The sequence below is a fragment of the Streptomyces sp. NPDC034086 genome (assembly GCF_055575515.1).
Window position 1 is genome coordinate 690373 of the sequence record NZ_JBVISM010000001.1, and the last position, 18795, is coordinate 709167.

General features: G+C 74.8%; 18 protein-coding genes. 13 read left to right on the plus strand and 5 right to left on the minus strand.

Translation table 11 applies throughout. The features are described 5' to 3' along the window. Nucleotides 1-215 precede the first annotated feature (215 nt). From ACZ514_RS03125 to rpsR, 3 genes are all read left to right on the plus strand, one after another. A complete protein-coding gene (locus ACZ514_RS03125; protein ID WP_384532069.1) occupies nucleotides 216-461 on the plus strand; it encodes a type B 50S ribosomal protein L31 in 246 nt (81 codons plus the stop codon). After that, complete coding sequence (locus ACZ514_RS03130) at nucleotides 461-1612, plus strand: CobW family GTP-binding protein (protein WP_468162750.1); 1152 nt, start codon at nucleotides 461-463, stop codon at nucleotides 1610-1612. Before ACZ514_RS03125 ends, ACZ514_RS03130 begins: the two co-directional genes overlap by 1 nt. A 66-nt stretch (nucleotides 1613-1678) precedes the next feature. Further along, entirely contained in the window at nucleotides 1679-1915 is a 237-nt protein-coding gene (rpsR, locus tag ACZ514_RS03135) for a 30S ribosomal protein S18 (protein WP_468162748.1), read from the plus strand. Here the strand turns inward: rpsR and ACZ514_RS03140 are convergent. After that, nucleotides 1900-2529 (minus strand): GNAT family N-acetyltransferase, encoded by a 630-nt coding sequence (locus ACZ514_RS03140; RefSeq protein ID WP_468694907.1) that lies wholly within the window; start codon nucleotides 2527-2529, stop codon nucleotides 1900-1902. The two genes, rpsR and ACZ514_RS03140, sit on opposite strands and share 16 nt — an antisense overlap. Nucleotides 2530-2651: 122 nt before the next feature. Between ACZ514_RS03140 and ACZ514_RS03145 the strand changes: the two genes are divergently transcribed. From ACZ514_RS03145 to ACZ514_RS03190, 10 genes are read left to right on the plus strand one after another with little or no spacing between them, the layout of a single operon-like run. Next, on the plus strand, nucleotides 2652-3926 hold the full coding sequence (locus tag ACZ514_RS03145; RefSeq protein WP_469123957.1) for an ATP-grasp domain-containing protein: 1275 nt from the start codon (nucleotides 2652-2654) through the stop codon (nucleotides 3924-3926). 35 nt (nucleotides 3927-3961) lie between these two features. Then, the gene (locus ACZ514_RS03150; RefSeq protein WP_469124187.1) at nucleotides 3962-4816 is read left to right on the plus strand and encodes a hypothetical protein; all 855 of its coding nucleotides are present in this window, start codon (nucleotides 3962-3964) and stop codon (nucleotides 4814-4816) included. Beyond that, nucleotides 4813-5940 (plus strand): PLP-dependent cysteine synthase family protein, encoded by a 1128-nt coding sequence (locus ACZ514_RS03155; RefSeq protein ID WP_469123958.1) that lies wholly within the window; start codon nucleotides 4813-4815, stop codon nucleotides 5938-5940. The genes ACZ514_RS03150 and ACZ514_RS03155 overlap by 4 nt, the downstream gene beginning before the upstream one ends. After that, nucleotides 5937-7001 carry a dipeptide epimerase gene (locus tag ACZ514_RS03160; RefSeq protein ID WP_468162740.1) on the plus strand — a complete coding sequence of 355 codons (1065 nt, stop codon included), beginning with the start codon at nucleotides 5937-5939 and terminating at the stop codon, nucleotides 6999-7001. Before ACZ514_RS03155 ends, ACZ514_RS03160 begins: the two co-directional genes overlap by 4 nt. After that, a complete protein-coding gene (locus ACZ514_RS03165; protein WP_469123959.1) occupies nucleotides 6998-8317 on the plus strand; it encodes an MFS transporter in 1320 nt (439 codons plus the stop codon). Before ACZ514_RS03160 ends, ACZ514_RS03165 begins: the two co-directional genes overlap by 4 nt. Next, nucleotides 8314-9147 (plus strand): class I SAM-dependent DNA methyltransferase, encoded by an 834-nt coding sequence (locus ACZ514_RS03170; protein ID WP_468162738.1) that lies wholly within the window; start codon nucleotides 8314-8316, stop codon nucleotides 9145-9147. The genes ACZ514_RS03165 and ACZ514_RS03170 overlap by 4 nt, the downstream gene beginning before the upstream one ends. Then, nucleotides 9144-10718, plus strand: a complete 1575-nt coding sequence (locus ACZ514_RS03175) for an ABC transporter substrate-binding protein (protein WP_469123960.1) — start codon at nucleotides 9144-9146, stop codon at nucleotides 10716-10718. Before ACZ514_RS03170 ends, ACZ514_RS03175 begins: the two co-directional genes overlap by 4 nt. Further along, the gene (locus ACZ514_RS03180; RefSeq protein WP_469124188.1) at nucleotides 10706-11662 is read left to right on the plus strand and encodes an ABC transporter permease; all 957 of its coding nucleotides are present in this window, start codon (nucleotides 10706-10708) and stop codon (nucleotides 11660-11662) included. The genes ACZ514_RS03175 and ACZ514_RS03180 overlap by 13 nt, the downstream gene beginning before the upstream one ends. Then, nucleotides 11659-12474, plus strand: a complete 816-nt coding sequence (locus ACZ514_RS03185) for an ABC transporter permease subunit (RefSeq protein WP_469123961.1) — start codon at nucleotides 11659-11661, stop codon at nucleotides 12472-12474. The genes ACZ514_RS03180 and ACZ514_RS03185 overlap by 4 nt, the downstream gene beginning before the upstream one ends. Continuing rightward, the gene (locus ACZ514_RS03190) at nucleotides 12471-13889 is read left to right on the plus strand and encodes an ABC transporter ATP-binding protein (protein WP_469123962.1); all 1419 of its coding nucleotides are present in this window, start codon (nucleotides 12471-12473) and stop codon (nucleotides 13887-13889) included. Before ACZ514_RS03185 ends, ACZ514_RS03190 begins: the two co-directional genes overlap by 4 nt. Before the next feature lie 16 nt (nucleotides 13890-13905). Here the strand turns inward: ACZ514_RS03190 and ACZ514_RS03195 are convergent, their stop codons facing one another. Genes ACZ514_RS03195 through ACZ514_RS03210 form a run of 4 tightly spaced genes read right to left on the minus strand, consistent with a single transcriptional unit; the run spans nucleotide 13906 to nucleotide 18795 of the window. Further along, nucleotides 13906-15324, minus strand: coding sequence for an MATE family efflux transporter (locus ACZ514_RS03195; RefSeq protein WP_469123963.1), 1419 nt, complete (start codon nucleotides 15322-15324; stop codon nucleotides 13906-13908). A gap of 9 nt (nucleotides 15325-15333) precedes the next feature. After that, the gene (locus ACZ514_RS03200) at nucleotides 15334-16362 is read right to left on the minus strand and encodes a cysteine synthase family protein (protein ID WP_468162729.1); all 1029 of its coding nucleotides are present in this window, start codon (nucleotides 16360-16362) and stop codon (nucleotides 15334-15336) included. A gap of 40 nt (nucleotides 16363-16402) precedes the next feature. Then, nucleotides 16403-17779 (minus strand): type III PLP-dependent enzyme domain-containing protein, encoded by a 1377-nt coding sequence (locus tag ACZ514_RS03205; RefSeq protein ID WP_469123964.1) that lies wholly within the window; start codon nucleotides 17777-17779, stop codon nucleotides 16403-16405. Then, a complete protein-coding gene (locus ACZ514_RS03210) occupies nucleotides 17770-18795 on the minus strand; it encodes an ornithine cyclodeaminase family protein (RefSeq protein WP_468162725.1) in 1026 nt (341 codons plus the stop codon). The genes ACZ514_RS03205 and ACZ514_RS03210 overlap by 10 nt, the downstream gene beginning before the upstream one ends.

Consider the following 18795-nt stretch of genomic DNA (forward strand, 5'->3'; position numbering starts at 1 on the left):
TTCTGCTCCTTCTCCGGGTGGTCCCCTTGTTGATAATGGAAACCATTGTCATATACTAGCGGCACGAACGCGGCGGGATCCGCCCGGTCACCGGGCTCCGCCCCTTCACGGACGGCGCGTTCACCCGCGTCACCGCGAGACCCGGCCGCCGCGCCGCCTTCCGCGAAGGGCGCCGACTCCGCGCCCCCCGCCCCACCACCGAAAGGCCTCCTGCCATGAAGCCCGGGATCCACCCCGCCTACGGGCCCGTCGTCTTCCGCGACTCCGCCTCCGGCACCGCTTTCCTCACCCGCTCCACGATGACCAGCGACAAGACCGTCGACTGGGAGGACGGCCACACCTACCCCGTCGTGGACGTGGAGATCTCCTCCGCGAGCCACCCCTTCTACACCGGCACCGCGCGTGTGCTCGACACCGCCGGCCGCGTCGAACGGTTCGAGCGCCGTTACGGGGCCCGCTGATGGCCCGCGGTCACCAGCTGCCCGTCGTACTCGTCGCGGGTCTCCACGCCGAGGCCCGCACGGAAGTCGTCGGACGCCTGCTGCGGGCCGTCCCGGGCAGCGTGGCGCTCCACCACGACCTCGCCGCGGCACCGGACGGCACCGTGCTCCGCCTGGTGCGGGACGCCTCCGGCGTCCTGTCCCGGGCGCGGACGCCCCTGGTCAACGACTGCGCCTGCTGCGCGCTGCGCGAGGACCTGGTGCCCGAGCTTGAGCGCATCGCGGACGACGGCCTGACCCGGCTCGCCGTGGTCGAACTGTGGGACTCGGTCGAGCCGAAGGCCATGGCGGAGGTCATCGCCGGGCACGGCGGCGAACGGATGGCCGTGACGGGCGTGATCACCGCGGTGGACCCCGCGCTGGTCCTGCCCTGCCTCACCAACGGCGACGACCTCGCCGAGGCCGGACTCGCCGCGGCCCCCACCGATCAGCGGACCGTCGGCGACACCTGGGCCCGCCAGCTGGAGTACGCGTCCGTCCTCGCCGTCGTCGACAGTGACGAGGCCGATGACGAGGACCACGCCCTGCTCGCGCAACTGCACCCCACCGCCCGCCGTGTGGGGGCCGCGTCGGCCGATCTCGCCCGGGCCGCGTTCGCCGGTTTCGACGTCGAGGCCGCGGCGGCCGCGCAGCACCCCGCCTGTGCGCTCCTGCCCCAGGACGCCGACGAGGCCGGTGTCACCACGTTCGTCTGGCACCGCCGCAGGCCCTTCCATCCGGAACGCCTCTACCGGGCGCTGGAGGACCTGTGCTGTGCCGCCGCCCGAAGCCGCGGCCGGTTCTGGCTCGCCGACCGCCCGGACACCCTGCTCGCGTGGGACGCGGCCGGCGGAGCGCTGTGCGTGGAGAGCGCCGGTCCGTGGCTGGCGTCACTGCCCGACGCGGCCTGGGAGATGGTCCCGCCCGTGCGCCGGGCGGCGGCCGCGCTCGACTGGCACCCCGACCACGGCGACCGCTGCCAGCACCTCGTCTTCACCTCGCCCGGCCTCGACCGCGACGGCCTCGAACGGCTCCTGGACTCCTGCCTCCTGACGGACGCGGAGTACGGGGCCGGGCGAGAGGGCTGGAAGCGCCTGCCGGCCGCCTTCGACGCCCTCCTCGACGCCGCCTGAGCCCTGCGGCCTGACCGCGGCCGCCCGGGGCCGCAGCCGATACGTCCAGAACAAGGAGACACCGCCATGGCCCGAACCCCCCGCCCCCGCACGCCCGTGAGGTCCCGCCCCAACCCGCTCGACGCGGCCGGGATCACCTTCGTCGACTACAAGGACACCGACCTGCTGCGCACGTTCATCTCCGACCGGGGCAAGATCCGCAGCCGGCGCGTCACCCGGGTCACGGCCCAGCAGCAGCGGGCCCTCGCCGTCGCCGTCAAGAACGCGCGGGAGATGGCGCTGCTGCCCTACGCCGGCCGCTGAACCGCCGCGCCCGCCGGGGAGGGGGCGAAGGCGGGCGACGGCGCGGCCCCCGCCACGGGGAGGGGGATCTCGAAGTGGACGGTGCCGAAGCCTCCGTGTTCCCCGGTGGTGCGGGCGTCGAAGACCTCGGTGGCCATCTCGCGCCAGAAGTGTTCCGCGCCGGGGACGTCGACGTTGGTGTGCAGGTAGACGCGTTCGTAGCCGGGTACGGCCGCGGCGAACGCGCAGGCGGTGCGCACCATCGCGCGGGCGAGCCCGTGCCGCCGGTGGCCGGGACGCACGTACACGCGCAGCAACTGCGCGGTCCGCCCCGAGGGGTAGCGCTCGGCGAGGGCGCGCGGGTGCGGCGGATGGGCGGGGCCCCGTGAATGGAGCGCGGTGGTGCCGGCCACCTCGCCGTCCTCGCACACGGCCACGACGAGGGTGTGGCGGGGATGCCGCAGGTAGGTGCCGTCCAGGTCGACGACGTCGGAGTGCCAGTCCGGCACGTACCCGTAGCCGAACTCCCGGTAGAAGGTGTCCAGCATGACGCTCCGGGCGCCCGGCAGGTCCTCGGCCCTCGCCTGCCGCACCGTGTACGGACCGACCCTCTGATCCCGCGTCAGCACCTTCATCGCACTCCGCCTCTCGTGTTCCGGGGGGTCGCAGGCTATCGGAAAACCAAGCTATTGGAAATGAAAACGATTTCTTATAACGTCGGCGTCCTCAGAGCCGACGCAGTCAGGGAGGACGTCCTGTGGGACATCTGCTGGTGATCGAAAGCTGGGTGGGGTCGATGAGCAGGCTGCTGCCCAGGGCCATCCGGGAGGACGGGCACGAGTTCACGTTCGTGACCCGCGACCTGCACCACTACCTGCGCGCGCACCCCGCCGGGGACGGGCCGCATCCGCTGCTCACGGCCCGCAACGTCATCACGGCGGACACCAACGGCACGGCCGCGCTCCTGGAGCGGGTGGCGGGGCTGCACGCCGTCCTCGGCTTCGACGGAGTGGTCTCCTCGTGCGACTACTACCTGCCCGCCGTCGCGCACACCGCCCGCCGGCTCGGCCTGCCCGGGCCCTCCCCGGAGGCCGTCGAGGCCGCCTGCCGCAAGGACCTGACGCGCCGTGTGCTCGCCGACGCCGGGGTGGCCGGGCCCCGGTTCGCACTCTGCCGGGACGCCGGGGAGGCGGCCGCCGCCGCTCGTGAGATCGGATACCCGCTCGTGGTCAAACCGGTGGACCTGTGCGCGGGCATGCTGGTCCGCGCGGTCGGCGACGAGCGCGAACTGGAGCGGGCCTGCCAGGCCCTCGCAGAGTTCCCGGTCAACGCGCGCGGCCAGGACCGCGCGCCGGTCATCCTGCTCGAGGAGCTGCTGCACGGGCCCGAAGTCAGCGTCGAGACCGTGTCCCACGGCGGCACCACGCACGTCGTGGGCATCACCGACAAGAGCGTCGGCGGGGCGCCCGCCTTCGTCGAGACCGGCCACATGTTCCCCGCCGGCATCGACGGGACCACGGCGTCGGAGGCCGCCGGGACCGCCCTGGCGGCGGTCGAGGCCCTGGGCCTGGACCAGGTGGTCTGCCACACCGAGATCAAACTGACGCCCGACGGCCCCCGGCTGGTCGAGGTCAACCCCCGCCCCGCCGGCAACCGCATCACCGAACTCGTCCGGCACGTCACGGGCGTCGACCTGGCCGCCGCATGCGTCGACGTCGCCCTGGGGCGCACGCCCGACCTCACGCCCCGGTCCACCGGCGTACGCAGCGCCGCGATCTCCTTCCTGCTCCCCGTCACCGACGGCGTCCTCGCGGGCATCGAGGGCGCACAAGCCGTACGGGCCCGGCCCGAGGTGCTCGAGCTCAGCCTCGCCGAACCGGGGCGCACCGTGCGGACCGCCACCAGCAACAACGAGTACCTCGGCCACGTCATGACGGCCGACACCGCGGGGGGCGGCGCCCGCGCGGCGGCCGAGCGGCTCCTCGCCCGCCTGCGCCCCTGTTACGAGCCCTCCGCGGCGGTGCCCGCGTGACCCCGTCCTCCCCGTCCGGACTCCGGACCTCGGCGATGCCGCCCGGCGGCCGCCCGCAGGCCGACCCCGCCGTCCGGACCGTCGGCCAGCTGCTCGACGCGGTCCTTGCCGGGGCGTACGGCCCCGACCCCGCCGGCGAGCGGATCTCGCTCGCCTTCACGACCGCCCAGGCCGTCCGGCACGAAGGGCGCGGCGGCGGTTACCGCAACGAGGTGCTCAGCCTGCGGCTCGACGCGGCCGTCGGATCCTGCGCGGTCGAGCCCGGAACGCTGCCACCGGGCGCCCTCGACGACTGCGTGGGCGCCACCGTCGCCGACCTCCTCGGCCACCCGCTCCTGCCGGTGCGGATCGCGGCGCTCGACGCCTACCTGGCCCACGTCCGCCCGCACACGCCGGACAACGGCGCCCGCCCGCACCCCCTGCCGGCCGGCAGCTCGCTCAGCCGGTCGCGGGCCCGCGCCCGCGCCGTCGTGGACCTGCTGCCCGCCGCACCCTCCCCGTCCGGCGGGAACCGGCCGGTCCTGGTGGTCGGAGTGGTCAACTCGCTCCTGGAACAACTGCGCGCCCGCGGCCTCGCCTACCTGCCGTGCGACCTCAAGGGCGGTACCACCGAATGGGGCGAGCCCGTCCTCACCGACACGGCCGCCCACCTGGAACGCTGCGGCGCCGTCCTCGCCTCCGGCATGACCCTCGGCAACGGCTCCTTCCAGACCCTGCTCGAGCACACCGCCACGACCGGGAAGCCACTCGTGATGTTCGCCCAGACCGGCAGCGCCGTCCTGCCCCGCTTCCTCGGAGCCGGGGTGAGCGCGGTGTCCGCCGAGCCGTACCCGTTCTTCTGGCTCGACGGCGGCCCCGGGGTCATCCACCGCTACGGAGGCCGTCCATGACCCTCGCCCCGCCCGCGCACCGGTCCCGGTCCGCCGCCAACCCGGACCTCCTGCCCCTGCTGGGGCGCACCCCCGTCGCCCGCGTCCGCACCGACCTGCCCCACCCCCACCCCGGGTTCTGGGCCAAACTCGAATGCCTCGGCGCCGGCGGGATGAAGGCCCGCGCGGCGGTGTCCATGCTCACCGGCGCCCGCAGGCGCGGCGAACTGAGCCCCGGGGCACCGGTCGTGGAGTCCACCTCCGGCACCATGGGCATCGGGCTCGCCTTCGCCGGACAGGTCCTCGGCCACCCCGTCATCCTCGTGGGCGACACCGAACTCGAGCCGTCCATGCGCCAGTTGCTGCGCACCTACGGTGCCCGCCTGGAACTCGTGGACCGCCCCGCGCCCCGTGGCGGCTGGCAGGCCGCCCGCATCACCCGGCTGCGCGAGGTCCTGGCCCGTACCGAAGGCGCGTACTGGCCCGACCAGTACAACAACCCCGACAACCCCGCCGGATACCGCTCCATGGCCGCCGAACTCATCGCGCAGCTCGACCACCTCGACGTCCTGGTGTGCAGCGTGGGCACCGGCGGGCACAGCGCCGGGCTGGTCGGCCCGCTGCGCGGCCGCTGGCCCCGGCTGAAGGTCATCGGCGTCGACTCCGTCGGCTCCGCGATCTTCGGGCAGCCGGCCAGACCCCGCCTGATGCGCGGACTCGGCAGCAGCATCCACCCCTCCAACGTCCGCCACGGGGCGTTCGACGAGGTGCACTGGGTGGGGGCCGCCGAGGCCGTCGACGCCTGCCGCCGGCTCGCGCGCGGCAGCTTCGTCAGCGGCGGCTGGAGCACCGGAGCCGTCGCCCTGGTGTCCGCCTGGGCCGCCAGGTCCGAGCCCGGCGCCGTCGTCGCCACCGTCTTCCCCGACGGGCCGCACCGCTACCTCGGGACCGTCTACGACGACGACTTCTGCCGCGCCCAGGGGCTGACCGCCACCGCCCCCGCCACCCGCCCGCTGGAGATCCCGCACCCGCGGGCCGCCGAGGCCCTCGGCTGGACCCGCTGCCGGACCGTCGTCGATCCCGCCACCGCCCCCGGCGGCGCAGCCCGCGCCCCCCGCGTCCCGGCCCCCGGAGGTGCCGTATGAGACTCACCTGCCACACCACCTCGCTCGAACTGGCGGAACCGCTGCGCATCTCCCGCTCCGTGATGGCCCGCCGCGACGCGGTCTGGGTCTGCCTGGAACACGGCGGGCTGCGCGGCTGGGGGGAGGCCGTGAGCAGCGTCTACCTCGGACTGCCCGCCGACCGCGTCCTGCGCCGCCTGAACGCCCTGCGCCCGGCGCTGGAGCGCCTGCCGGACCCCGAGACCGCCTGGGCGGAACTCGCCCCCGCGGGACCCGTGGGCGCGGAGCTGCCCGCGGGGGTCCTCGCCGCCGTCGAGTCGGCCGTACTGGACCTCGTCGGCAAGCGGGCCGGCGAACCCGCGCACCAGCTCCTCGGCAGCCCCCTGCCGCCGTCGGCGGTCACCGCACGCACCATCGGCATCGTCGCGCCCGTCACCGCGGCCGCCCAGGCCGGCCGGCTCGCCGGGAGCGGCTTCACCGTCCTCAAGGTCAAGGCCGGATCACCTGACCCCGCCGAGGACCTGGCCCGGATCGAGGCCGTCCGCGCCGGAGCACCCGACGCGGACCTGCTGCTCGACCCCAACGGCGCCTGGACCGAGGACCAGGCCCACGCCCTGCTGCCCCGCTTCGCGGCCCTCGGCGTCACCGCCGTGGAACAGCCCATCGCCGCCGGACGGCCCGACGCCCTGGCCCGGGTCGCCACCGCCTCCCCGATCCCCGTGATCGCCGACGAGGACGCGGTCACCTACGAGGACGCCGCCGCCCTCGCCGGACGGGTCCACGGGGTCAACGTCAAGCTCGCCAAGTGCGGGGGCGTACGGAACGCGCTGCGCGTCCACGCCGCCCTGGACGGCAGCGGCACCGACCTCATGCTCGGCTGCCTCACCGCCAGTTCGCTCGGCATCGCGCCCGCCGTGCACCTGGTGGACCGGGCCCGCTGGGTCGACCTCGACGGGCACCTGCTCCTCGCCGACGACCCCTGGTCCGGCATCGGCGGCACCGACGGCACCGTGGCCGCCTCCCCGCGCGGCGGCCTGGGCGTGCTGCCCCGCGCCTCCATATCCGTGGGCGCGGGACGATGAGAACCCTCGCCGCGGTGCGCGGCTTCCCGCCGGCCGTGCGGCTCCTGCTCGTCAACCAGCTCGGCGTCAACATCGGCTTCTACCTGCTCATCCCGTACCTGGCGACCCACCTCACCGACGACCTCGGACTGTCGGCGGCCGTGGCCGGCCTGGTCCTCGGGCTGCGCAACCTCAGCCAGCAGGGGCTGTTCCTGATCGGGGGCTCCGCCGCCGACCGCCTCGGCGCCCGCGGCGTGATCATCGCGGGGTGCGGCCTGCGCACCCTCGGCTTCGCGCTGTTCGCCCTCGGCGACGCACTGCCCGTACTGATCACCGCATCGGTGCTGAGCGGGCTGGCCGGCGCCCTGTTCAACCCCGCCGTACGGACCTACGTCGCCCAGGAGTCCGGCGACCGCAAGGCCGAGGCGTTCTCCCTGTTCAACGTGTTCGCCACGGCGGGCGCGCTGATCGGGCCGCTGCTGGGCAGCCTGCTGCTGTACGGCGGCTTCCGGGCGGCGGCGCTCACCGCGGCGGCGGTGTTCGGACTGCTCACCCTCGCGCAGGCCGCGGTCCTGCCCGCCCGGCGCGTGCCGCGACCGGCCGGCTCCGTCCTCGGCGACTGGCGGGAGGTCACGGGCAACCGCCGCTTCGTGGCCTTCTCCCTCGCCATGGTCGGGATGTACGGCATGGAGAGCCAGCTCTACCTGCTGCTGCCGCACGCCGCGCGGCAGGCCACCGGCCGCGCGGGATCGGTGGGGCTCGTCTTCGCCGTGGGGACCCTCGCCCACCTCCTGCTGCAACTGCGCCTCACCCGCCGGCTCACCGCGCGGGGCGGCGGCCGGGGCCGGTGGATCGCCTCCGGGCTGGTCCTCGGCGGGCTGGGCTTCGTACCGCCGATGCTGACGGCGGCGGCCACCGGGACCCATCCGGCGCTGCTGCTGCCGGTCCTGGCGGGGGCGCTGCTGCTGTCCCTCGGGCTGATGACCGCCCAGCCGTTCGTCATGGAACTCGTCCCCGCCTTCGGCCGCGCGCAGCTCACCGGCACCTTCTACGGCCTGTTCTACGCGGTCTCCGGAGTGGCCGCCGCGGCCGTCGGCGCGGGCGTCGGATGGGCCATGGACGCGGCCACCCGCGGCGGCCTGGCCTGGCTCCCGTACGCCTGCTGCACGGCCCTCGGCCTGGTCTCCGCGGCCGCCGTCACCGCCTTGCAGCGCCGCGGGGCCCTGCCCCGCCCCGCGGCCCCCCACCCCCCGGAAGCAGACGTCCCGGGCACGCCACCGGGCGCGGCACCCGCCGCCCCGCACGGCGGCCCCAGTCCCCTGAGCGAGACCAGATGAGCACCGGAAACCTCCTCACCGACCACCCCGAGCTCTACGAAGAGCGCTTCCCCGACCCCGACCGGGTCGCCGCACGCTGGGCCGAGGACACCCTGCGCCGGCACGGCGCGGGACCCCGCGTCCTGGACCTCGGCTGCGGCACCGGCCGTGACGCGGCCTGGCTCCACCACCACGCCGGACGCCGGGTCACCGGGATCGACACCGCGCGGGCCATGCTCGCCCACGCCGGCCGCAGCCACCCCGGCCCGGACTACCGCCTCGCCGACATGCGCGACTTCGACCTCGGCCGCACCTTCGACGCCGTCCTCTGCCTGGACAGCGCCCTGCTCTACTGCCACACCAACGAAGAACTCGCCTCCTGCCTCGCCGCCGTCCGCCGCCACCTCGTCCCGGGCGGACTGCTCGTCGCGGAGATGCGCAACGGCGCCTTCTTCCTCGGCAGCACGGAACTCCTCGACGGGCCGCGCACCGCCTCCTTCGCCCGGCGCGGCACCACCCACACCTCGCACACCACCCTGTGGATCGACCACGGCGCGCAACTCCTGCGCCGCCGCCGCACCTGGACCGCCGACGACCACACCCCGCCGGGAGCCCGGCAGGAGCAGCACTCCGCCTGGCGGCTGCTGTTCCCCCAGGAACTCCGGTACTTCCTCACCACCGCCGGCTTCGAGGTCCTCGGCCTGTACGACCGCCCCGGCCCCCGCACCGAACCGGTCTGGCGCGAAGGGGACGTACCGCACACCACCGTCACCTCCGACCGCCTGCACCTCGTCGCCCGGCTCGCCCCCCGGCCCAACCCGCCGCACAGCAACGGAGACAGCACCCCGTGAACCACCACCGCACCGGCCTCGCCCGCCGGGGATTCCTCCTCGCGACCGCCACCGCCACCACCCTCGCCCTCACCGCCGGCTGCGCCGCCGACACCGGCAGGACCGCCGACAACGGGAAGTCCGCCGGCACCGGCAGCCCCAAGCGCGGCGGCACGCTGCGCGCCGCCTTCGCGGGCGGCGGGGCGAACGAGACCCTCGACCCCCACGCCGCCAACCTGTTCGTCGACGCCGCCCGCGCCAAGGCCCTCTACGACAAGCTCGCCGACTTCGGCGCCGACCTCGCGCCGGTCCCACGCCTCGCCGAGCGCTGGGAGCCCAACGACACCCTCGACACCTGGAAGATCACCCTGCGCAAGGCGTCCTTCCACGACGGCCGGCCCGTAACCGCCGAGGACGTCCTCTACAGCTACCGGCGGATCGCCGACCCCAAGGGCACCTTCCGGGCCAAGGCCTCCCTGGAGCCCATCGACCTGGCCGCCAGCCGCGCCCTCGGCTTGGACACCGTCGAGTTCAGGCTCAAGCGGCCCTACGCCGAATTCCCCAACGTGCTCGCCGCGTTCGGCGCCCACATCGTCCCCAAGGACACCACCTCCTTCGACAGGCCCGTCGGCTCCGGGCCGTTCACCTTCGCCTCCTTCACCCCCGGCAAGTCCCTGGTCGTCAAGCGCAACGACGCCTACTGGGAGGGCGCGCCCCACCTCGACCAGGTCGAGTTCGTCGTCGCCACCGAGGAATCGGCCCGCACCAGCGCCCTGCTCGGCGGCCAGGTCCAGTACGCCCACGAACTGAGCCCGGCCACCGCCCGCACCCACGAGGGCAAGGGGAAGATCGAGGTCGTCCGGCTGCCCGGCAGCTCCATGCAGGGGTTCGTCATGAAGACCGACCGGCCGCCCTTCGACGACAAGCGGGTCCGCCAGGCGTTCTTCCTCATCGCCGACCGCGAGGAACTCGTCAACGGTGCCCTGTCCGGCGCCGGCGAGGCCGGCAACGACCTCTTCGGCAAGGGCTACCGGTACTACGCCTCGGACCTGCCGCAGCGCACCCGGGACCTCGACCGGGCACGCGCCCTGCTCAAGGAGGCGGGCGCCGAGAACCTCAAGGTCACCCTGGACACCGCCCCCGCCGCCACCGGCTTCGTCGAGGCCGCCGGGATCTTCAGGGAGCAGGCCGCCAAGGCCGGGGTCACCGTCGACGTCAAGGTCGGCAACAAGGACACCTACTGGAAGGACATCCTGGACAACGGCACCTTCGCCTCCTACCGCTCCGGCGCCATGCCCATCGAGTCGCACATCTCGCAGCGGCTGCTCACCGGCTCCACCACCAACGCCACCAAGTGGCGGCAGAAGGACTTCGACGACCTGTACCAGCAGGCCCAGTCCACCCGCGACGAGAAGGAACGGACCGCCCTGTACGAGCGGATGCAGCGCCGCCTGCACGACGAGGGCGGCTTCCTGATCTGGGGCTTCGCCGACTGGATCGTCGCCACCGCACCCTCCGTGCGGGGTGTCTCGGGGAAGGCGCCCGCCAACACCCTCGACTGGGCCCGCTTCGACAAGCTCTGGCTCGCGTGACCCGGCACCTGAACTGGGCCGGCCGCCGTCTGCTCCTCGGTGCGGGGCAGACGGCGGCCGTCGTCCTGTTCGTCTTCGTCCTCACCGAGGCCCTGCCCGGTGACACGGCGGTCGCCCTGGCCGGCGACCAGCCCGACCCCGAGCGCATCGCCCGGATCCGCGCGGCCCTGGAGCTGGACCGGCCCGCCGCCGAACGGTTCCTGGACTGGGCCGGCGGGCTCCTGCGGGGCGACCTCGGCACCTCCCTGGTCAGCGGCCGGCCCGTCACCGGCTACCTGACCGGCGGTCTCGGGCCCACGGTGACCCTCGCCTGCGCCACCCTCGCCGTCCTGCTGCCCCTGTCGGCGGGGCTCGGCGTGCTGTGCGCCCGGCGCGAGGGCGGCCCGCTGGACCGGACCCTCAGCGCGTTCACCCTGGCCGTGCACTCCGTACCCGAGTTCGCCCTCGGGGTGCTGCTCGCCACCCTGTTCGGGCTGTGGCTGGGCTGGCTGCCGCCCACGGCCGTCGGCGCCGACCCGCTCACCGAGCCGGCCGTGCTGGTCCTGCCCGTCCTGGTGCTCGTCTCCCGGCCCGTCTGCACCATCAGCCGCCTGGTCCGCGCCGGGATGATCGACGCGATGGCCTCGCCGTACGCCGCCCAGGCCCTGCGCTACGGCGTCGGCGGCGCCCGGGTCCGCTGGACGCACGCCCTGCCCAACGCCCTCGCCCCGGCCGCCCAGCAGCTGGCCCGTACCTGCGACTGGCTGCTCAGCGGGGTGATCGTCGTGGAGGCCCTCTTCGTCATCCCGGGACTGGGGACCGTGCTCATCGACGCCGTCGCCGCCCGGGACGTGCCCGTCGTCCAGGGCATGGCCGTCGTCTTCGGCGTGGTCACCGTCCTGGCCAACCTGGGGGCCGACCTGGTCGCCCGCCGCCTCGCCCCCCGCGCGGAGGTGGTCGCGTGAGGCGCCCCGCGTCCGGATACGCCCTCGCGGTGGGGCTCATCGCCGTCCCCCTGCTGCTGGCGGCCCTCGGACCGCTGTTCGCCGGGCCGGCAGGTCCGCGCGCGGTGTCCTTCGCATCCGGTGCCGGGCACTGGCTGGGCACCGACTTCTCCGGCCGGGACGTCTGGCGCCAGGTCCTGCTCGGCGGCCGCTCCGTGGTCCTCGTGGCGCTCGCCGCCACCGCACTCGCCTACCTGGTGGCCGTCCCGCTCGGACTCACGGCCGCGCTCACCGGCCGCCCCTGGCTGGAGGAGACCCTCATGCGGCCCCTCGACGTCCTGATCGCCGTCCCCTCGCTCCTTCTGGTGCTGCTGGTGGCCGCGACGCTCACCCCCGGGCCGGCCGGCCTGGCCGTCCTCGTCGGCCTGGCCGCCGTACCGGACGCCGCACGCGTGGTGCGCGCGGCGGCGGCCGAGGTCTGCGCCCGGCCCGCCGTCGAGGCCCTGCGGATGCAGGGCGAGTCCTGGTGGCGCACGGCGTTCGGCTACGTGCTCCGCGGCATGCGCAGGACCCTCGCCGCGGACGCCGGGACCCGCCTGACCGGGGCCCTGTACCTGGTCGCCACGGCGGCCTTCCTCGGCATCGGCGTCGAACCGGACGCCGCCGACTGGGCCGTGATGGTCGACCGCAACCGCACGGGTCTGTTCCTCCAGCCGTGGGCCGTGGTGGTCCCCGCGCTGCTCATCGCGGCCCTGTCGATGGGCACCAACCTGCTCTTCGACGCCGCACTGCGCACCGGGCCGAAGGCCGCCCGGAAGGGAGACCGAGCATGAACCCGGCAGCCGAACTCGAGGAGCTGCGGGTGGAAGTGGCCGGCAGCACGCTGGTCGACGGGGTGAGCCTCACGGCACGCGCCGGGCGGATCACCGCCCTCGTCGGGCCCTCGGGCAGCGGCAAGAGCACCACCGGACGCGCCCTCCTGGGCGAGTTCCCCGCAGGCGCCCGGGTCGACGGCCGGATCAGCACCCCCGGCCCCGGCGCCGTCGGCTACGTGCCCCAGCACCCCGCCGCCGTCCTCAACCCCGCCCGCCGGGCCGGAGCGCTCCTGCGGGACATCGCCGCCCTGCGGGGCGGAACCCGCCGCGAGGTCCGGGACCGCGTCGAGCACGCCCTGCGCCTGGCCCGGCTGCCCGACCCGGAGGCGGTGCTGCGCCGCTACCCCCACCAGCTCTCCGGCGGCCAGCAGCAGCGGGTCGTCATCGCCCAGGCACTGCTCCTGGGAGCCGAGGTGATCGTCGCCGACGAACCCACCACCGGCCAGGACCCGGTCACCAAACAGGGCATCGTCGAGGCGCTGGCCGGTGTCGCACGGCAGGGCATCGCCGTGGTCCTGCTGAGCCACGACGCGGACGTCGTACGGCGGCTCGCCGACGACGTGGTCGTCCTGCGGGCCGGCCGGGTCGTGGACCGGGGTCCCGCCGACGTGGTGCTGCCCGCCCCCGCGCGGCCGGCGCTCCCCGGGCCGCGGTCCGCCGCCGGGTCCGCCGCCCGGCCCGCCGCCACCAGGATCGCCGTACAGGAGGTGACCGCCCGCCACCGCGCGGCGCGCGGCTCCGTCGCCGTCCTGCACGGCGTCACGCTGTCGGTCGCGGCGGGGGAGTGCCTCGCCGTCACCGGCCGGTCCGGCAGCGGCAAGACCACCCTGGGCCGCTGCCTGTCCGGCCTGCACTCCGCGTACGACGGTGCGGTCCTGCTCGACGGGGTCCCGCTGCGGCGCGGTCTCCGCGCCCGTGGCCGCGCCGAACTGGCCGCCGTGCAGTACGTGTTCCAGGACCCCAAGGCGGCCTTCGACGAACACCGGCCCGTCCTCGACCAGGTCGGCCGCACCGCCGTCCGGCTGCGCGGCGCCGACCGGGACACCGCCCGCCGGACCGCCGTACGCACCCTGGCGGCGCTGGGGCTGGCCGAGGACCTGACCCTGCGCCGCCCGGGCGCCCTCTCCGGCGGCGAACTCCAACGGGCGGCCCTGGCCCGGGCCCTGCTGGCCGAGCCCGCGGTCCTGGTCTGCGACGAGATCACCTCGGGACTCGACGCGGCGACCCGCGACGCCATCCTCGCCCACCTCGCCGGGCTGCGGGACCGGGACGGGCTGAGCCTGGTGTTCATCACCCACGACCGGGCGGCCGCCGAGGCCCTGGCCGACCGGACCGCGGTCCTCGACGCCGGCCGGCTGCTCCCCTCCCGGTAGCCGCCCGCCGCGGCCGCTACGCGGGGGCCGTCATGGCCGTGGGGCCGCCGCGCAGGGCGAGCGAGGCGGAGTAACGGCGCAGCAGCAGGACGGCGGTGGTGGCCAGACCGGTGAGCAGGCCGAGCCAGATGCCGAGGAGGCCGAGGCCGAGTGCGTAGGCGAGGAGCCAGGAGGCGGGCAGTCCGACGGCCCAGTAGCCGATGACGGTGATGCGGAAGCCGCTCCTGGTGTCGTCGAGCCCCCGCAGGAGTCCGACCCCTATGTTCTGGGCGCAGTCGAAGAACTGGAGGAAGGCGGTGACGATCAGCAGCTGGGTGGCGATCGTCAGGGCCTGTCCGGAGCCGGGCCCGGAGTCGAGGAAGGGGGCCAGGACCAGGCGGGGGAGCGTGAGGTAGACGACGCCGACGGTGGCCATGACGGCGGCGGCGCAGGCGAGCGCGGTGTTCTTGATGCGCCGGGCGTGGTCCGTGCGGCCCAGGGCCAGTTCACGGCTGACGTGGATCGAGGCGGCGTGCGAGAGCCCGACGGCGACCTGGAAGACGATGTAGACGAGCTGGTTGACGGCGGTGTGCGCGGCGAGGGCGTCGGGGCCGAAGGAGCCGGCCATCAGCGCGGTCACGGAGAAGAACCCGGCTTCGGAGCCGTAGGTGGCGGCGATGGGGACGCCCAGCGCGACGAGGCGCCTGACGGTGGCCGGGTCGGCCTTGAGGACGTTCAGCGTGAGCAGCGGCGCCAGCTCGCGGTCCTTCCGCGCGGAGAGGTAGAGGGCGGCGAACGACAGGAGGTGGACCGTCGAGGTGGCGACGCCGATGCCGGTCAGACCCAGCCGGGGCAGCCCCCACGTGCCGTGGACGAGGACCCAGTTGAGGCCCGCGTTGACGGCCACGGAAGCGAGGGTGATCCGGAGCAGGCCCTGCGGGCGGCGCATGCCGACGGTGAACTGGCGGACGGCCTGGAACCACAGGCAGGGCAGCAGGCCGGGGGCGAGGGCGAGGAGCATCGTCCGGGTGCGCTCGACGACCGCGGCGTCCTGGCCGAGCCAGATCAGGGCCTGGCCCATGAGGACCATGAGGACGGCGCCGGCCGTGCCCGCGAGCGTGGCGACGGCCAGGCTCGCCCGGACGATGCCCCGGACCTCCTCGTTCGCCCGGCCCCCGCCGTCCGCCCCGCCGCCGCCGACCCCGCCGGCCCGCTCGGCTCTGGCCGCGGCGGCGGCTATCTGGTTTCCCACGGCGGTGACCAGGCCGACGCCCATGGTGCGGAGCTGGTTGAAGATGACGAGGGCCAGGCCGCCGGCGGCGAGTTCGCCGGTCCCGAGGAACCCCATCATCACGGTGTCGGTGGTCGTCAGCGCGACCTGCGCGAGCTGGGTGAGGACGAGGGGCACGGCCAGGGAGGCCAGTGCGCGGCCGTCACGGAGGAGGGTGGTCTGCATGGCTCAGGGTCACCGCTTCCCGCGGAGTTTGGTGAGGAGTTCGTCGATCTCGCGCTCCGCCCCGGGGTCGAGGAGGCCGCGCTCCCGCATCCACACGTCGTCGAAGACGGTGTCCATGTACTTCTCGCCGCCGTCGTTGACGAGGGCGACCACGGTGGTGCCCGGGGGCAGGGCGGTCAGACGGGTCAGCGCCTCGTACACGACGCCGCCGGCGGAGCCGCCGATGAGCAGACCGGTACGGGCCACCGCGCGGCAGGCCGCGAAGGCCTCGACGTCGCCCACCTTGACCCCCTCGTCGATCAGGCCGAAGTCGACGAGGGCACCGATCTCGGCGCCCTCGGGGGTGCCGGTGCCGGACTGGTGGTAGTCGTGGGCCGGGCCGCCGAAGGCGATGGACCCTTTGGGCTCGACACCGATGACCGTGAAGCCCGACATCAGCCCGCGCAGCTCCCGGGCGGTGCCGCAGAGGGCGCCGCCGGTGCCGACCGCGCCGATCAGGACGTCGAGCCCGCCGTCGAGCGCCTCGTGCAGCTCGTGGGCCACGGGGAAGTAGCCGACGCCGTTGGCGGGGTTGTTGTGCTGCTCGGTGAAGACCGTGTTGTCCCGGCCGCGGGCCAGTGCCTCGGCGAGTTCCTCGCGGGCGGCGGTGGCGAGCTCACCGGTTCCGGCGTCGGGAACGCGGACGAGTTCGGCGCCCAGGGCCTTCATGGTGCGGAGCTTGTCCGCGCAGGCGTGGTCGTCGACGACGGCGGTGAAGGCGTAGCCGCGTTCGGCGGCGATCACGGCGAGTCCCAGCCCGGTGTTGCCGGAGGTGGACTCGATGACGCGGCCCCCGGGACGCAGTTCGCCGGCCCGCTCGGCCGCGTCGACCATCGCACGGGCCATACGGATCTTCGCGGTGCCGGTCGGGTTGAACATCTCCAGCTTCAGCAGCAGGCGGGTGCCGGTCCCCGTGGCGGCGAGTTCCAGCAGGGGGGTGCGGCCGATGAGGTCGGACACGCGGGAGACCACGGCGGGGCGCTGAAGTGCTCCGGGCATCGGAAGCTCCTGTGGGGGAGGACGGTCGGAGGGCTCCGGCTCAGGCGGAGTGGCGGTCGAGGCGCCAGCGGGGGCGGGGGGCGCCGGTCCGGTCGATGACGATCTTGGGCGGCAGCGCGAGGTCGTGGAACGGGGACTCGTTGGAGTCCATCTGGTACCCGGCGGTGTTCGGGTACACGAGCAGGTCACCCGTGCGGGGCGGGCGGGTGAAGCCGACCTTGCGCCAGGTGAGCATGTCGGACTCCAGGCAGGTGGCCGCCCCGACGCTCGCCGGGTACACCCCGGCGGGCCCGGTGGTGTCCTGGGACAGGAGGTGGGGGTCGGGCAGGTACTCGCTGTTGAACCACTGTTCGGACAGGCTCAGGCTGGTGCCGTCGACGGTGAGGATCCGGTACCCCTCACGGTCCTTGACGCCCTGGATCCGGAAGACGGTGGCCCCCGCCCGGTCGAGGAGGGCCCGGCCGGGCTCAAGGAGCAGGACCACACCGGCGTCCCCGAGGAGGCCGGCGAGCGGCCGGCGGTGGCCTTCGGGGCGGGCCGCCAGCAGCGCGGTCAGGGCGCCGGGGCCGGAGTACGGCGAGTGGTAGGGGTAGAAGTCGCCCGTCCGGAACGTCCTGCCCGCGTGGTAGTGGCGGCTGTGGTGCCGGGCGAGGAACGCGTGCCAGCTGTCGGCGTCGGTGTAGCTGACGGGCAGGCCGCCGCCGATGCTGACGCGGCCGGCGTCCAGGCCCCGGGCGCGGGCCTTGAGGCACAGGTCGACGAGGTGGCCGGCGAGGTCGGCGCGCGGCTGGAGGGCGTAGCCGGACAGGTGGAAGCTGAAGCCCTCCATCCGGACCGCGTCGCCGGCCCGGACGCAGCGGTCCGTCGCGGCGGCCAGTTCGGCACCGGTCATTCCGAAGCGGCTGTGCGGCTGGGCCGGCGGAAGACAGCGCAGCAGCACACGGGCGGGACGTACCGGTCCGGTCGAGGCGAGGGTGACGAGGGCGTCGAGCTCGTCCAGGGCGTCGACGGCGATCAGGGCGCCCTGCTGGACGGCCAGGCGGAGCAGGACGGTGTCCTTGGCCGGGCCGGTGACCACGAGGTGCTCGCCGCGGACGCCCTGCCCGAGCGCTTCGCGCAGCTCGCCGGCGGAGGCCACGTCCACGCCGGCGCCGCCCGCGGCCGCCCGTTCGGCGAACACGGCGGCCTTGTTGGCCTTCTTCGCGAAGTACACGAAGCCGTCCACGCCCGCGGAGGTGAGGGCCTCCCGCAGGGCCCGCAGGTTGCTGTCGAACGCCTCGGGCAGCAGGAAGTGGAAGGGGCCGCCGAAGGCGTGGGCGAGTTCGGGCAGGAGGCCGCTGGCCAGCACCGCGTCCGTCGCGGGGTCGGGGAGGGGAGGGAGGGCGGGGGAGTGGCCGGTGCCGGGGCTCACTGCCACAGTGGCACCTCGGTGCCCAGGCCCCGGGCGATGGCCAGCTGGGCGAAGCGGTGGCCGAGGGCGATGTCGGTGACCACCAGCCCGCTGTTGTAGGCGAAGACGCGCTCGGTGCCGCTCCGGCGGCCCGCCGCCTCCCCGGCCAGTACGGGCGCCAGCTCCGCGTCGACCGCGGGGAACGTGCCGTCGGCGTCGGCCATGTCGGTGCCGGTGACGTGCATCTGCGCCTCGCTGGTGGCGATGACCCGGTCCGCGCGGTGCAGGGTCGAGGGCGCGAGCCCGTGCCCGACGAGGACGGACAGCGTGCCGGGCGCCAGCCAGTCGGCCTCGATCGCGGCGGGGGTGTGGGCGCCGGCGGCCGCGACGATGACGTCCGCTTCGGAGGCGGCCGCCCGCAGGTCCGTGACGATGTCCACGTCCCGGTCGGGGAAGTGGGCGCGCAGCCGCTCGCGGACGGCGGCGATGCCCTCGGGCCGGGTGCCGAACAGCATCAGCCGGTCCAGCTCCGGCAGCGTCGTCAGCAGGAACGGCAGGGCGAGGCGGCCCTGGGTGCCGGTGCCGACGACCAGCGCGGACCGGGCTCCGGGGGCCGCGCACGCGCGGGCCAGCAGGGCGGAGACGGCGGGGGTGCGCAGCGAGCCGATGCGGGAACAGTCCATCATGGCCACGGGGAGCCCGGTGGTGTCGTCGTAGAGCGTCAGCGCGGTGTAGTAGTGCTGGTCCTCGCGGCCCTTGTCCAGACCGTGCTTGTACGAGGTCTTGACCGCCACGACCTCGCGGGAGCCGTCCCGGCCCAGCATCGCGTAGGAGACGGAGTGTCCGTCCCGCGGTTTGACGGTCAGCTTCCGGGGGTTGTCGGACCGGCCGGCGTGCAGGGTGCGGTAGGCGCCCTCGACGGTGGCGACCACGTCGGCCAGGGACACGTCGATCCCGGCCAGGTCGGTGGTCGACAGGACGCGCAGGTGTGTGCCGTCGCCGGCCGCCGGGGTGGCGGCGGGTGCGGCCGGGGTGTGCGTCAT